The organism is Streptococcus sp. Marseille-Q5855 (assembly GCF_946901985.1).
In the GTDB taxonomy this organism is placed as follows: domain Bacteria; phylum Bacillota; class Bacilli; order Lactobacillales; family Streptococcaceae; genus Streptococcus.
Genome location: NZ_CAMPPR010000001.1, coordinates 326,704 through 342,623, shown reverse-complemented (window position 1 = coordinate 342,623; position 15,920 = coordinate 326,704). Strand labels below are relative to the sequence as shown.

10 protein-coding genes, 1 tRNA gene and 2 pseudogenes are annotated in these 15,920 nt (G+C 42.0%); 10 read left to right on the top strand and 3 right to left on the bottom strand.

All coding sequences use genetic code 11. The features are described from left to right. Positions 1-27: 27 nt before the first annotated feature. The 6 genes from OC529_RS01760 (at position 28) to OC529_RS01735 (ending at position 4,291) form a co-directional block, all read left to right on the top strand. Positions 28-258, top strand: a complete 231-nt coding sequence (locus OC529_RS01760; protein WP_078156193.1) for a DUF1146 family protein — start codon at positions 28-30, stop codon at positions 256-258. A gap of 23 nt (positions 259-281) precedes the next feature. After that, positions 282-1,565: a UDP-N-acetylglucosamine 1-carboxyvinyltransferase gene (gene murA / locus OC529_RS01755; protein ID WP_173283473.1), complete on the top strand. Its 1,284-nt coding sequence runs from the start codon at positions 282-284 to the stop codon at positions 1,563-1,565. After that, on the top strand, positions 1,558-1,746 hold the full coding sequence (locus OC529_RS01750) for a DNA-directed RNA polymerase subunit beta (RefSeq protein ID WP_166727520.1): 189 nt from the start codon (positions 1,558-1,560) through the stop codon (positions 1,744-1,746). Before murA ends, OC529_RS01750 begins: the two co-directional genes overlap by 8 nt. 38 nt (positions 1,747-1,784) lie before the next feature. Next, a complete protein-coding gene (locus tag OC529_RS01745) occupies positions 1,785-2,609 on the top strand; it encodes a DNA/RNA non-specific endonuclease (RefSeq protein ID WP_173283472.1) in 825 nt (274 codons plus the stop codon). Positions 2,610-2,763: 154 nt separating this feature from the next. Then, positions 2,764-4,095 (top strand): hemolysin family protein, encoded by a 1,332-nt coding sequence (locus OC529_RS01740; protein WP_173229286.1) that lies wholly within the window; start codon positions 2,764-2,766, stop codon positions 4,093-4,095. A 61-nt stretch (positions 4,096-4,156) separates the two neighbouring features. Then, positions 4,157-4,291, top strand: a complete 135-nt coding sequence (locus OC529_RS01735; protein WP_259390846.1) for a hypothetical protein — start codon at positions 4,157-4,159, stop codon at positions 4,289-4,291. Here the strand turns inward: OC529_RS01735 and OC529_RS01730 are convergent. Further along, positions 4,283-4,353: transfer RNA gene (locus tag OC529_RS01730), tRNA-Cys, on the bottom strand. The two genes, OC529_RS01735 and OC529_RS01730, sit on opposite strands and share 9 nt — an antisense overlap. Positions 4,354-4,776: 423 nt before the next feature. Between OC529_RS01730 and rpoB the strand changes: the two genes are divergently transcribed. The 3 genes and pseudogenes from rpoB (at position 4,777) to ndk (ending at position 12,734) form a co-directional block, all read left to right on the top strand. Then, the gene (gene rpoB, locus OC529_RS01725) at positions 4,777-8,382 is read left to right on the top strand and encodes a DNA-directed RNA polymerase subunit beta (RefSeq protein ID WP_061654041.1); all 3,606 of its coding nucleotides are present in this window, start codon (positions 4,777-4,779) and stop codon (positions 8,380-8,382) included. 38 nt (positions 8,383-8,420) lie between these two features. Beyond that, positions 8,421-12,098, top strand: a complete 3,678-nt coding sequence (gene rpoC / locus OC529_RS01720) for a DNA-directed RNA polymerase subunit beta' (protein WP_000228745.1) — start codon at positions 8,421-8,423, stop codon at positions 12,096-12,098. Positions 12,099-12,320: 222 nt separating this feature from the next. Then, positions 12,321-12,734, top strand: a pseudogene (gene ndk / locus OC529_RS01715) (nucleoside-diphosphate kinase). A 247-nt stretch (positions 12,735-12,981) separates the two neighbouring features. Here the strand turns inward: ndk and cbpJ are convergent. Together cbpJ and OC529_RS01705 are read right to left on the bottom strand one after the other, a co-directional pair. After that, positions 12,982-13,977 (bottom strand): choline-binding protein CbpJ, encoded by a 996-nt coding sequence (cbpJ, locus tag OC529_RS01710; RefSeq protein ID WP_261012993.1) that lies wholly within the window; start codon positions 13,975-13,977, stop codon positions 12,982-12,984. Positions 13,978-13,995: 18 nt separating this feature from the next. Next, positions 13,996-15,183 (bottom strand): trypsin-like peptidase domain-containing protein, encoded by a 1,188-nt coding sequence (locus OC529_RS01705; RefSeq protein ID WP_410095856.1) that lies wholly within the window; start codon positions 15,181-15,183, stop codon positions 13,996-13,998. 383 nt (positions 15,184-15,566) lie between these two features. Between OC529_RS01705 and OC529_RS11820 the strand changes: the two are divergent. Further along, positions 15,567-15,848, top strand: a pseudogene (locus OC529_RS11820) (transposase); the annotation flags it as partial. Between the last annotated feature and the right edge of the window lie 72 nt (positions 15,849-15,920).

Genomic DNA, 15,920 nt, shown 5'->3' with positions numbered 1-15,920 from the left:
AAACAGAGAAGATGGTATAATAGTCAAATGGTTCAATTATTATTCACTCTAAGCAGTCACATGCTCTTTATTTATGTGAGTTTTTACCTTTTAAAGAATCTTGTTAGATGGGAAAAGGTTTTAAAAGTGACAACTGAGAATACAGGAAAAGTTCGTTTACTAGTAGCCTTTTTCAGCATTGTCATGGGCTATATCATGAGTTCTTTCTTTATCGGCCTATATCAGTTGTGGCAAGAAGCGCTTAGAGGATTATTATAAAATCAAATGTAAAGGAAACGAGTATGGACAAAATTGTGGTTCAAGGTGGCGATAATCGTCTGGTAGGAAGTGTAACCATCGAAGGAGCAAAGAATGCAGTCTTGCCCTTGTTGGCAGCGACTATTCTAGCAAGTGAAGGAAAGACAGTCTTACAGAATGTACCGATCTTGTCGGATGTCTTTATTATGAATCAGGTAGTTGGTGGTTTGAATGCCAAGGTTGACTTTGATGAGGAAGCCCATCTTGTTGAGGTGGATGCTACTGGCGACATCACTGAGGAAGCCCCTTATAAGTATGTCAGCAAGATGCGCGCCTCTATCGTTGTATTAGGGCCAATCCTTGCTCGTGTAGGTCATGCCAAGGTATCCATGCCAGGCGGTTGTACGATTGGTAGTCGCCCTATCGATCTTCATTTGAAAGGTCTGGAAGCTATGGGGGCTAAGATTAGTCAGACAGCTGGTTACATCGAAGCCAAGGCTGATCGCTTACATGGTGCCCATATCTATATGGACTTTCCAAGTGTTGGTGCTACGCAGAACTTGATGATGGCAGCGACTCTAGCTGATGGGGTGACAGTGATTGAAAATGCAGCGCGTGAGCCTGAGATTGTTGACCTAGCCATTCTCCTTAATGAAATGGGAGCCAAGGTCAAAGGTGCTGGTACAGAGACTATTACTATTACCGGTGTTGAGAAACTTCATGGTACGACTCACAATGTAGTCCAAGACCGTATCGAAGCCGGAACCTTTATGGTAGCTGCTGCCATGACTGGTGGTGATGTCTTGATTCGAGACGCTGTTTGGGAGCACAACCGTCCCTTGATTGCCAAATTGCTTGAAATGGGAGTGGAAGTGACGGAGGAAACTGAAGGCATTCGCGTTCGCTCTCAACTAGAAAATCTAAAAGCTGTCCATGTGAAAACCTTGCCCCACCCAGGATTTCCAACAGATATGCAGGCTCAATTTACAGCCTTGATGACCGTCGCAAAAGGGGAATCAACTATGGTGGAGACAGTTTTCGAAAATCGTTTCCAACACCTAGAAGAGATGCGCCGCATGGGCTTGCATTCTGAGATTATCCGTGATACAGCTCGTATTGTTGGTGGTCAACCTTTGCAGGGGGCAGAAGTTCTTTCTACTGACCTTCGTGCCAGCGCAGCCTTGATTTTGACAGGTTTGGTAGCGCAAGGAGAAACCGTTGTCGGTAAATTGGTTCACTTGGATAGAGGTTATTACCGTTTCCATGAGAAGTTGGCGCAGCTAGGTGCTAAGATTCAGCGGATTGAGGCAAATGATGAAGATGAATAAGAAATCAAGTTATGTAATCAAGCGTTTACTTCTAGTCATTTTGGTACTGGTTTTAGGTGCTCTGGCTCTAGGAATCGGTCTAATGGTCGGTTATGGAATCTTGGGCAAGGGTCAAGATCCATGGGCTATCCTGTCTCCAGCAAAATGGCAGGAATTGATTCATAAATTTACAGGAAATTAGGCTGGGAGACCAGCCTTTTTCTAAAGATAAGGAGAAATATGAACAAAAAAACAAGACAGACACTGATTGGTTTGCTAGTGTTATTGCTCTTATCTGCGGGGAGCTATTATATTAAGCAGACTGAACTAGGCAATCAGGCTGCTAAGACAAAAATGAGTCAGAAAAGTCAATCACCAGACGCGCCTGGTCAAGAATTGGCAGAAAGTGTCTTAACAGATGCAGTCAAGAGTCAAATAAAAGGGAGTCTGGAGTGGAATGGATCGGGTGCTTTTATCGTCAATGGTAATAAAACAAATCTAAATGCTAAGATTTCAAGTAAGCCCTACGCTGATAATAAAACAAAGACAGTGGGCAAGGAAACAGTGCCAATCGTAGCTAATGCCCTCTTGTCTAAGGCCACTCGTCAGTACAAGAATCGTGAAGAAACTGGGAATGGTTCAACTTCTTGGACTCCTCCAGGCTGGCATCAGGTTAAGAATCTAAAGGGTACTTATACCCATGCGGTCGATAGAGGTCACTTGTTAGGCTATGCCTTAATCGGTGGTTTGGATGGTTTTGATGCCTCAACAAGCAATCCCAAAAATATTGCTGTTCAGACAGCATGGGCAAATCAGGCACAAGCCGAGGATTCGACTGGTCAAAACTACTATGAAAGTAAGGTGCGTAAAGCCTTAGACCAAAACAAGCGTGTCCGTTACCGTGTAACCCTTTACTACGCTTCGAACGAGGATTTAGTTCCTTCAGCTTCACAGATTGAAGCCAAGTCTTCAGACGGAGAATTGGAATTCAATGTTCTAGTTCCCAATGTTCAAAAGGGGCTTCAACTGGATTACCGAACTGGAGAAGTCACTGTTACTCAGTAAAATACAAAATAAACTCCTATGTCACTTGTGGATGTAGGGGTTCTTTTTTGGACAATTTAAGTAGAACTAGAATAGACACTGAGAAAAAATAATATGTACTGAGCTAATTTTTGTGATATAATAAGTGACAAGATACTATTTTAGGAGAAGAACTATGGAAGACCCAAGTAGTCAGAATTTGTTGCTACAATTTGTTTTATTGTTTATCTTGACGGTATTAAATGCCTTTTTCTCAGCCACAGAAATGGCCATGGTTTCTCTTAATCGTGCGCGGGTTGAACAAAAGGCGGAAGAAGGAGACAGACGCTACATCCGCCTGCTGAAGGTACTAGAAAATCCTAACCACTTTTTATCAACCATTCAGGTAGGAATCACCCTGATTACAATCTTATCAGGGGCGAGTTTAGCTGATACTCTAGGACGTGTGATTGCCTCTTGGCTTGGGAATGGCGAAACAGCACAAGCCGTGGCAACTTTTCTATCCTTGGCATTTTTGACCTATATTTCTATCGTTTTTGGGGAATTATATCCTAAGAGAATCGCTCTTAATCTAAAGGATTCCTTGGCAATTCGTACAGCGCCGGTTATCATTGGGATCGGAAAACTAGTCAGTCCCTTTGTTTGGCTTTTAGCTGCTTCGACCAATTTCTTGAGTCATTTGACTCCTATGTCATTCGATGATGCGGATGAAAAGATGACCCGTGATGAAATTGCCTATATGCTGACAAATAGTGAAGAAACATTGGATGCTGATGAGATTGAGATGCTACAAGGTGTCTTTTCGCTCGATGAACTAATGGCACGAGAGGTTATGGTTCCTCGAACGGATGCCTTTATGGTGGATATTCAGGATGATAGTCAAAGCATTATCCAAAGTATTTTAAAACAAAATTATTCTCGTATCCCTGTCTATGATGGGGATAAGGATAACGTGATTGGCATCATTCACACCAAGAGTCTCCTTAAGGCTGGTTTTGTGGACGGTTTTGATAATATTGTTTGGAAGAAAATCTTACAAGATCCACTTTTTGTTCCTGAAACCATTTTTGTGGATGACTTGTTAAAAGAATTGCGAAATACCCAAAGACAAATGGCAATCTTGCTAGATGAATACGGCGGTATGGCTGGTTTGGTGACTTTGGAAGACCTCTTAGAGGAAATTGTTGGTGAAATTGATGATGAAACGGACAAAGCAGCAATAGATGTTCATCAGATTGGCGAGGATACCTACATTGTTCAAGGAACTATGACCCTCAATGATTTCAATAATTACTTTGATGTTGAACTGGAAAGTGATGACGTTGATACCATCGCTGGTTATTATTTGACAGGAATTGGAACCATTCCAACGACTGAGAAACTCAGCTATGAATTGGTCAGCCAAAACAAACAACTTATCTTAACCAATGATAAAGTGAAAAATGGACGTGTTACCAAGGTAAAGATCCAAATTACAGAAGTCGAAATAGAAGAAGAAACAGAGTAAACTAGAGGCTTTTGTCACCATACGTGACGAAGCTTTTTTCAGTTGATTTCATGAGGGAATTATGTCATGGAAAGAACTTTGCCCCAAAAGTTTTTCAAAATTATCCGTATTTATCAGAAGAAAAAATAAAAAAGCCCTTCAAATTGGGCTTTCTGTTCATTTGAAACCTGATAAATCAAGTTATAGAAGGCGGTAGACGGATTTGAACCGACGATCAAGCTTTTGCAGAGCCGTGCCTTACCACTTGGCTATACCGCCTTAACGTTTATTATTATACCTTGAAAATGATTTTCAGTCAATAGCTTTTTCAGTTTTTTGTACCATAGTGTGATTCGAATGTGATGCCAAGTTTTCTATGGGAAAAAATGGAAAAAATTCACCAAAAATCTACTGAATCCCCTTGAAAAATCTAGCTAATTAGGGTATAATATGAATAATCATTTGTCGTAGGTTTTGTCTGAAATATTGTCCAGACAAGGCTCACAGCAGTTAAATCTTCTGAAAAAGTCAGATTTAGCTGCTCTTTTTGTGCTTTTTTTCAGTATTTTGAGTACTTGTAACAAAGACTTAAAGATTCTGAAAATTTATCAAAGGGACACGGTGATAGGGGTTTTACAACCATATGACGATTAGAAAGCCTGATTGACAAGGCTTGGAACTTATTTACAAAGGAGAATCATCTTGGCAGGACATGACGTTCAATACGGGAAACATCGTACCCGTCGTAGTTTTTCAAGAATTAAAGAAGTTCTTGACTTACCAAATTTGATTGAAATTCAAACTGACTCATTCAAAGATTTCCTAGACCATGGTCTGAAGGAAGTGTTTGAAGATGTATTGCCAATTTCAAACTTCACAGACACAATGGAGTTGGAATTTGTTGGATATGAAATCAAGGAACCAAAATACACGCTAGAAGAAGCTCGTATCCATGATGCTAGCTACTCAGCACCAATTTTTGTAACCTTCCGCTTGATCAATAAAGAAACAGGCGAAATCAAGACCCAAGAAGTTTTCTTTGGTGACTTCCCAATCATGACAGAAATGGGTACTTTTATCATCAATGGTGGTGAACGTATCATCGTATCTCAGTTGGTCCGCTCACCAGGTGTTTACTTTAACGACAAAGTAGACAAAAACGGTAAAGTGGGCTACGGTTCAACTGTTATCCCTAACCGTGGAGCTTGGTTGGAACTTGAAAGCGACTCAAAAGATATCGCCTATACTCGTATCGACCGTACTCGTAAGATTCCATTTACAACCTTGGTTCGTGCGCTTGGTTTCTCAGGTGATGATGAAATCTTTGATATCTTTGGTGATAGCGAATTGGTTCGCAACACTGTTGAAAAAGATATCCACAAGAATCCAATGGATTCTCGTACAGACGAAGCCTTGAAAGAAATTTACGAACGCCTTCGTCCAGGTGAGCCTAAGACTGCTGAAAGCTCACGTAGCTTGCTTGTGGCTCGTTTCTTTGACCCACGTCGCTATGACTTGGCAGCCGTTGGTCGTTACAAGATTAACAAAAAACTCAATGTCAAAACACGCTTGCTTAACCAAACAATTGCGGAGCCATTGGTAGATCCTGAAACAGGAGAAATCTTGGTAGAAGCTGGTACAATCATGACTCGTAGTGTGATTGAAAGCATTGAAAGCCATTTGGATGGTGATTTGAACAAGATTGTTTACATTCCAAATGATGCAGCTGTTGTGACTGAGCCAGTTGTTCTTCAAAAATTCAAGGTTGTTGCTCCAACTGATCCAGACCGTGTCGTAACTATCATTGGTAATGCCAATCCAGATGACAAGGTTCGTATCGTCACTCCTGCAGATATTCTTGCTGAAATGAGCTACTTCCTCAACTTGGCTGAAGGACTTGGCCGTGTAGATGATATCGACCACCTTGGAAACCGTCGTATCCGTGCGGTTGGTGAATTGCTTGCCAACCAAGTACGTCTTGGACTTTCTCGTATGGAACGTAATGTCCGTGAACGTATGTCTGTTCAGGATAATGAAGTCTTGACACCACAACAAATTATCAATATCCGTCCTGTAACAGCTGCGGTTAAAGAATTCTTTGGTTCATCACAGTTGTCACAGTTCATGGACCAACACAACCCACTTTCTGAGTTGTCTCACAAACGCCGTTTGTCCGCCTTAGGACCTGGTGGTTTGACTCGTGACCGTGCCGGATATGAAGTACGTGATGTGCACTACACTCACTACGGCCGTATGTGTCCAATCGAGACACCTGAAGGACCTAACATCGGTTTGATCAATAACTTGTCATCTTACGGACACTTGAATAAGTATGGCTTTGTTCAAACACCATACCGTAAAGTTGACCGTGAAACAGGTGTTGTTACAAACGAAATCGTTTGGTTGACAGCCGATGAAGAAGATGAATTTACTGTAGCACAGGCTAACTCTCGTCTGAATGAAGATGGAACATTTGCTGAGAAGATTGTCATGGGACGTCACCAAGGGGTCAACCAAGAGTATCCAGCGAATGTTGTTGACTACATGGACGTATCACCAAAACAGGTAGTTGCCGTTGCGACAGCATGTATTCCTTTCTTGGAAAACGATGACTCCAACCGTGCCCTCATGGGAGCCAACATGCAACGTCAGGCTGTGCCATTGATCAATCCTCAGGCACCTTACGTTGGTACTGGTATGGAATATCAAGCAGCCCACGACTCTGGAGCGGCTGTGATTGCTCAGTATGATGGTAAAGTTACTTACGCAGATGCTGACAAGGTAGAAGTTCGTCGTGAAGATGGTTCATTGGATGTTTACCACATCCAAAAATTCCGTCGCTCAAACTCAGGTACTGCTTACAACCAACGCACTCTCGTAAAAGTTGGCGATGTCGTTGAAAAAGGCGATTTCATTGCTGATGGACCTTCTATGGAAAATGGAGAAATGGCGCTTGGACAAAACCCAATCGTTGCCTACATGACTTGGGAAGGTTACAACTTCGAGGATGCCGTTATCATGAGCGAACGCTTGGTCAAAGACGATGTCTACACATCTGTCCACCTTGAAGAATACGAATCAGAAACGCGCGATACAAAGCTTGGGCCTGAAGAAATTACTCGCGAAATTCCAAACGTTGGGGAAGATGCCCTTAAAGACCTTGACGAAATGGGGATTATCCGTATCGGTGCTGAAGTTAAAGAAGGCGATATCCTTGTAGGTAAAGTAACACCTAAGGGTGAGAAAGACCTTTCAGCTGAAGAACGTCTCTTGCACGCTATCTTCGGAGACAAATCTCGTGAAGTACGTGACACTTCTCTTCGTGTACCACACGGTGCCGATGGTGTCGTTCGTGATGTTAAGATCTTTACACGTGCAAATGGAGATGAATTGCAATCAGGTGTTAACATGCTGGTTCGCGTCTACATTGCTCAAAAACGTAAGATCAAGGTCGGAGATAAGATGGCCGGACGTCACGGAAACAAAGGGGTTGTCTCTCGTATCGTTCCTGTAGAAGACATGCCTTACCTTCCAGACGGAACTCCAGTCGACATCATGTTGAACCCACTTGGGGTGCCATCACGTATGAATATCGGTCAGGTTATGGAGCTCCACCTTGGTATGGCGGCTCGTACTCTTGGTATTCACATCGCGACACCAGTCTTTGACGGAGCAAGTTCTGAAGACCTCTGGTCAACTGTTAAAGAAGCTGGTATGGATAGCGATGCCAAAACAATCCTTTACGATGGACGTACTGGTGAACCGTTTGATAACCGTGTGTCAGTTGGTGTCATGTACATGATCAAACTCCACCACATGGTTGATGATAAATTGCACGCGCGTTCAGTCGGACCTTACTCAACTGTTACCCAACAACCACTCGGAGGTAAAGCTCAGTTTGGTGGACAACGTTTCGGTGAGATGGAGGTTTGGGCTCTTGAAGCCTACGGTGCGTCAAATGTCCTTCAAGAAATCTTGACTTACAAGTCTGACGATATCAACGGACGTTTGAAAGCTTATGAAGCTATTACAAAAGGAAAACCAATTCCAAAACCAGGTGTTCCAGAATCCTTCCGAGTTCTTGTCAAAGAATTGCAATCTCTTGGTCTTGACATGCGTGTCCTAGACGAAGATGACCAAGAAGTGGAACTTCGCGACTTGGATGAAGGAATGGACGAAGATGTCATCCACGTAGATGACCTTGAAAAAGCCCGCGAAAAAGCAGCCCAAGAGGCTAAAGCAGCTTTTGAAGCTGAAGAAGCTGAGAAAGCAACAAAAGCGGAAGCAACAGAAGAAGCTGCTGAGTAAGAAAAAGCAGTTCACTTAGAATAGAAAGGGAAGAAATAGTGGTTGATGTAAATCGTTTTAAAAGTATGCAAATCACCCTAGCTTCTCCAAGTAAAGTCCGTTCATGGTCTTATGGAGAAGTCAAAAAACCTGAAACAATCAATTACCGTACCTTGAAACCAGAACGTGAAGGACTTTTTGATGAAGTTATCTTTGGTCCTACAAAAGACTGGGAATGTGCTTGTGGTAAGTACAAACGCATTCGTTACAGAGGGATTGTTTGTGATCGCTGTGGGGTTGAAGTAACGCGTACGAAAGTTCGTCGTGAGCGTATGGGGCACATCGAGTTGAAAGCTCCTGTATCTCACATCTGGTACTTCAAGGGGATTCCAAGCCGTATGGGCTTGACCCTTGATATGAGCCCTCGTGCCCTCGAGGAAGTGATCTACTTTGCGGCTTATGTGGTGATTGATCCTAAGGATACACCACTTGAGCACAAGTCTATCATGACAGAGCGCGAATACCGTGAGCGCTTGCGTGAGTATGGTTATGGATCATTCGTTGCCAAGATGGGTGCCGAAGCTATCCAAGACCTGTTGAAACAAGTAGATCTTGAAAAAGAAATTGCTGAACTCAAAGAAGAGTTGAAAACAGCTACTGGACAAAAACGTGTCAAAGCTATCCGTCGTTTGGATGTTTTGGATGCCTTTTACAAGTCTGGAAACAAACCTGAATGGATGATTCTCAACATCCTTCCAGTTATTCCACCAGATCTTCGTCCAATGTTGCAGTTGGATGGTGGCCGTTTTGCCTCATCTGACTTGAATGACCTTTACCGTCGTGTTATCAACCGTAACAACCGTTTGGCTCGTTTGCTTGAGTTGAATGCGCCTGGTATCATCGTTCAAAATGAGAAGCGTATGCTTCAAGAAGCGGTTGACGCTTTGATTGACAATGGTCGTCGTGGTCGTCCAATCACAGGACCAGGTAGCCGTCCGCTGAAATCATTGAGCCACATGCTTAAAGGTAAACAAGGACGCTTCCGTCAAAACTTGCTGGGGAAACGTGTTGACTTCTCAGGACGTTCCGTTATCGCCGTTGGTCCAACTCTTAAGATGTACCAATGTGGTGTGCCACGTGAAATGGCAATCGAGCTCTTTAAACCATTCGTCATGCGTGAAATCGTTGCCCGTGATATTGTGCAAAACGTCAAAGCAGCTAAACGCTTGGTGGAACGCGGAGATGAGCGCATCTGGGATATCCTTGAAGAAGTGATCAAAGAACACCCAGTACTTTTGAACCGCGCACCGACCCTTCACCGTTTGGGGATCCAAGCCTTCGAGCCAGTCTTGATTGATGGTAAGGCCCTTCGCTTGCACCCGCTTGTCTGTGAAGCCTACAATGCCGACTTTGACGGGGACCAAATGGCCATCCACGTACCGCTTTCAGAAGAAGCTCAAGCAGAAGCTCGTATCTTGATGCTAGCTGCTGAGCACATCTTGAACCCGAAAGACGGTAAACCAGTTGTTACTCCATCTCAGGACATGGTTTTGGGTAACTACTATTTGACCATGGAAGAAGCTGGTCGTGAAGGTGAAGGAATGGTCTTCAAAGACCGTGATGAAGCTGTGATGGCTTACCGCAATGGTTATGTTCACCTTCACTCACGTGTTGGTATCGCAACAGATAGCCTTAACAAACCATGGACAGAAGAGCAAAAACATAAAGTCTTGCTTACAACAGTTGGTAAAATCCTCTTCAACGACATCATGCCAGAGGGTCTACCATACTTGCAAGAACCAAACAATGCCAACTTGACAGAAGGCGTTCCAGCTAAATACTTCTTGCCACTTGGTGGAGATATCAAGGAAGCAATCAGCAATCTTGAACTTAACCCTCCATTCAAGAAGAAAAACCTTGGAAATATCATCGCTGAAATCTTCAAACGTTTCCGTACGACAGAAACTTCTGCCCTACTTGACCGCATGAAGAACCTCGGTTACCATCACTCAACTCTTGCAGGATTGACAGTGGGTATTGCCGATATCCCAGTCGTTGATGACAAGGCTGAAATCATTGAAGAATCACACAAACGTGTAGAACAAATCACAAAACAATTCCGTCGTGGTATGATTACAGACGACGAGCGTTACAATGCTGTTACAGCTGAATGGCGTGCTGCCCGTGAAAAACTTGAGAAACGCTTGATTGCCAACCAAGATCCTAAGAACCCAATCGTTATGATGATGGACTCTGGAGCCCGTGGTAACATCTCAAACTTCTCACAGCTTGCCGGTATGCGTGGTCTGATGGCTGCTCCGAACGGACGTATCATGGAATTGCCAATCCTTTCAAACTTCCGCGAAGGTTTGTCGGTATTGGAAATGTTCTTCTCAACTCACGGTGCGCGTAAAGGTATGACCGATACGGCCCTTAAGACAGCCGACTCAGGTTACTTGACTCGTCGTTTGGTTGACGTTGCCCAAGATGTTATCATCCGTGAGGACGACTGTGGAACTGACCGTGGTCTCTTGATCCGCTCTATCGCAGAAGGAAAAGAGATGATCGAGTCTCTCGAAGAGCGTCTCAATGGTCGTTACACTAAGAAAACTGTTAAACATCCAGAAACTGGTGCAGTTATTATCGGTCCAAATGAGTTGATTACAGAAGACAAGGCGCGTGAAATTGTCAATGCTGGTGTGGAAGAAGTGACTATCCGCTCTGTATTTACATGTAACACTCGTCATGGTGTCTGCCGTCATTGTTACGGTATCAACTTAGCAACTGGTGATGCGGTTGAAGTTGGTGAAGCAGTTGGTACAATCGCTGCCCAATCTATCGGGGAACCTGGTACACAGCTTACAATGCGTACCTTCCACACGGGTGGGGTTGCCTCAAATACCGATATCACTCAGGGTCTTCCTCGTGTCCAAGAAATCTTTGAAGCCCGCAATCCTAAAGGGGAAGCGGTTATCACAGAGGTTAAAGGACAAGTTACCGCTATCGAAGAAGATGCATCAACTCGTACCAAGAAAGTCTTTGTTAAGGGTGAAACTGGTGAAGGTGAGTACGTCGTTCCATTTACCGCTCGTATGCGTGTAGAAGTTGGGGACCAAGTAGCGCGTGGTGCTGCTCTGACAGAAGGTTCTATCCAACCAAAACGTCTCCTTGCAGTTCGTGATGTCTTGTCAGTTGAAACATACCTTCTCGGTGAAGTACAAAAAGTTTACCGTAGCCAAGGGGTAGAAATCGGTGACAAACACATCGAGGTAATGGTTCGTCAAATGATCCGTAAAGTCCGTGTCATGGATCCAGGTGATACAGATCTTCTCATGGGTACCCTCATGGATATCAATGACTTTACAGATGCCAACAAAGATGTCCTTATCGCAGGTGGAGTTCCAGCGACAGGTCGCCCAGTTCTTATGGGAATTACCAAAGCATCACTTGAAACCAACAGTTTCTTGTCAGCGGCTTCCTTCCAGGAAACAACTCGTGTCCTTACTGACGCGGCTATCCGTGGTAAAAAAGACCATCTCCTTGGACTTAAAGAAAATGTTATCATCGGTAAGATCATCCCAGCAGGTACTGGTATGGCTCGCTACCGTAACCTTGAACCACATGCTATCAACGAAGAAGAATACCTTAACCCTCCAGTAGAGGAAGAAGGAAATGAAGAAACAACAGAAGTAGTTGTGGATGCTGCCGTTGAAACTGTGGAAGAAACAGTAGAATAAAAGAGAATGAGAGAGCCTTCGGGTTCTCTTTCTCTTTTCTGAAAACTTTCTCCATTTTTCCATGAAATGTGGTAAAATAGTACTCAATGAAAATCAAAGAGCAAACTAGAAAACTAGCCGCAGGTTGCTCAAAGCACTGCTTTGAGGTTGCAGATAGAGTTGACGTAGTTTGAAGAGATTTTCGAAGAGTATAAAAGAAAGAAGCTGACAAAGGAGACAGGTATGGAACAAACATTTTTTATCATCAAACCAGACGGTGTAAAAAGAGGGCTAGTTGGTGAAGTGTTGAAACGCATCGAACAACGTGGATTTACAATCTAAAAATTGGAGTTGCGTACAAAGGTTTCAGAAGAGTTGATTGACCAGCACTATCAGGACTTGGTTGGTCAAAGTTTTTACCCACCGATTCGTGAATTTATGACTTCAGGACCGGTTCTTGTAGGTATCATTTCTGGTCCCAAAGTAATTGAAACTTGGCGAACTATGATGGGGGCAACTCGTCCAGAAGAAGCTTTACCAGGAACGATTCGAGGTGATTTTGCAAAAGCTGCTAGTGAAAACCAAGCTATTCAAAATGTTGTACATGGATCAGATTCAGAAGAGTCAGCTAAGCGAGAAATTGCTCTTTGGTTTTAAGAGTGGATTGGATCAATCAATTGGTTAAAAGCTTATTTGAATAGAAAGTATAGTCACATAAAAAAGAAAGGACTAACTTCGTCCTTTCTCATTCTTAGCTTTTCTTCAACCTACTACAGTAGATAAACATACTGAATAGCTACTGTCTTGACTCATTTAATTCTTAAAAATTGATAGAGTTGACAAATGGTAGAAAAAAGCCCTTTTTACTAAGTTAAGTATCAACTACAGTTACGATTAGCATTCGTTACTTAACCCACTCACCATTATAGTTTACGTAGTAACCATCTACTGTGGTATTAACAGCTAGAGCACCTGAACCATACGCATAGTACCATTTACCATTGACTTGGAACCAGCCTGTTTTCATATCTCCATTACTTGAATTTAGATAGTACCATATTGAACCATCTTTCACCCAACCTGTGGACATTGCACCTGATGAACGAAGATAGTACCATTTATTACCAACATTAGCCCAACCAGTCTTCATATCACCGTTTTGAGCATCTAGATAATACCACGTTGAACCATCTTGATACCAGCTAGTCGCCATCACTCCTGATGAACGGAGGTAGTACCACTTATTGCCAAGTTCCTTCCAACCAGTTTGCATGATACCAGTTTCTGAATCTAGATAGTACCAAGCTGAACCATCATTTATCCAACCTGCACGTCTTTCACCACCAATATAGTTTTCTCCATTAATTTCCGTTTTAGCTAGATAATACCAATTAGACTGGTCATAAAGCCAACCTGTCTCTAAAGAATGATTTTGATTAAAGTAATAGTTCGTGTAAAAACTCTTCTCTTCTTTATCTTCCGGTTTTGTACGTTTTTCCCCATACTTTCTTCCAACACTGTCTTTAGTTTTAACCTCTAATGCTTTCCAACCAACAAACTCTTGTAGCACTCCATTTTTGTCAAAGTAGTACCATTCTGGCATTGGGGAACCTTCTAATCTTATGCCATTAGGGTAAGGACCAATTGTATATCCTTTAACTGGCATTGGAATGTATTGCCAACCAACAACCATTTCACCATTATAATCAAAATAATAGGTCTTGCCATCAATCACTCGCCAGTCCGTTTCTTTGATGTCACCCTTCTTGTAGTAGGTTCTACCATTTTCTTGGACAAATTGCCAACCTTCAGAATCATCTGCAAATACTGTATTGGTAGCTAGCAAACCAAAGAAAATTGCTGTTAGTCCAACTTGCATAGTTTTTTTGAAAAGTTTCATTTATATATACCTCCAATATTAAATCCACTCACCAGATGAAGCGAAATTATAAACTTTACCATCGATAGTTTGGCTACCTGTAACCATTGCTCCAGAGGAATTGAGATAATACCAGTTTCCTCCTACTTTTATCCAACCTGTCTTCATATCTCCATTAGTAGGATCTAGATAGTACCACGTTGAACCATCTTTATACCAACCAGTCTTCATATCACCATTGGTCTTATCTAAATAATACCATCTTCCTCGTACATATTTCCAACCTGTGGACATTGAACCAGAGGTTTCAAGATAATACCATTTGCCATTTATACTTTGCCAACCTGTTTGTTTCGTACTATTCTTATAGTAATACCACGTACCACTAATCAATTTCCAACCATCAATAGAATGTCCCTCAAGGATGGAATAAATAAAGGATAGGTTTTGTTCATTTAATTTTACTGCCAAATTAACAATATCTGATCCTCTTGATTCATTTCCTATGTGTACACCTACGACACGATGTGAAGCATCATAGACAGCACCACCACTAGCGCCACCATATGTATCTACATCATAATATAAGAAATCACCTGTATCACGTATTACGTTTCTAGTATCTGTATACATCTGTACAGCTTCAGAGAGCGCTGAATAACCTGTAACAGTTACATTCAAACCAGAAAGATTTGTAGATAAAGATGAGAGACCAAGTGTCCCTGTTTTAGTCCCAATAGGCTCTTCTAAAACTAATAACGCTAAATCATTCTTTGAATGCGTACTTGGATTGTCTGACACATAATTTTTTAGATAGTAATATTTCTTTACTTTTACTGTACCAAATGGAGCGTTATTGGGTGTGGCAGCAGGAGTAACATATAATTCTTCAGCATCTTTTCCAAACTCATGTTTATAGATATTATGAGCTGCAGTAATAAGAATATTGTCCTTTATAAAATTAGCACTCCCCCTATAAGTTTTGTTTTTACCATTTTCTACACCATGAAATACAGACTCTACATAGACTGATGTAGAATAAGGATATTGTAAAGTATTCTCAATAGAAACTAAGTCATTACTCCCAATAATTGCTTCCGGCTGACTTGTAAAAAATTGACCGTAAGTCGGTGAAATATCTGGAAGGGAAAAATTATTACTTCCTGGACTCTCTTGTAAAGTTTCACTTACCTCATATTCTTCACCTGTATTAGAAATAACAGTCAAAGCAGATACTGTAGATAGCTGACTAGCCAATAAAATACTAGCAATAATTTAAATACCGAATTTGCGATAAAATGTTTTCTTCATTTTTATAATTCATTCCTTTCGTTTCACTCAAGGCACAACACAGAATGAAAAAGTATTGTGCTCTTTATTTTGTTTTATAATAATAGTGAGAAAGCCTATCACTACTACAAATCACGGGGAGGTGAATAAGTGAGTGGTATAGCCACTACCTCGCATTTTTATAGGTGTCATTCTTTCCATCAAGCACAAGAACTGTGACTAGGAGCACGTAAACTTATAATTGAATAAGCGACTCGTTTGTGAAGGGAAAGAATAGTCAAGGGATAGGCAGACTCAAATTTGGTGAAGGGAGACCCCTCGTGTTAAAAATCATTTATCCTAATTGTTGTGGCATTGATGTGCATAAAACCTTTGTTGTAGCGGTTATTGCCATCACCGATAAGCAAGGAATCACAACCTACCATCGTAAACGTTTCTCAACTTTTACAAATGGTTTAGTACAGCTACGAGATTGGTTAGAATACTATTCTTGCTTTGATGTCTGTATGGGATCCGCCGGTAAATATTGGATTCCTGTCTTCAATATCCTTGAAAAATCCTGCAACATTTGCTTGGCTCACCCCAAGTATGTTAAAACTATCATCGCTATTTGTCGCAGATTATTGGTTGCCATCTACCATGTACTCCTAAAACAGGAGAGTTATAATCCAAGA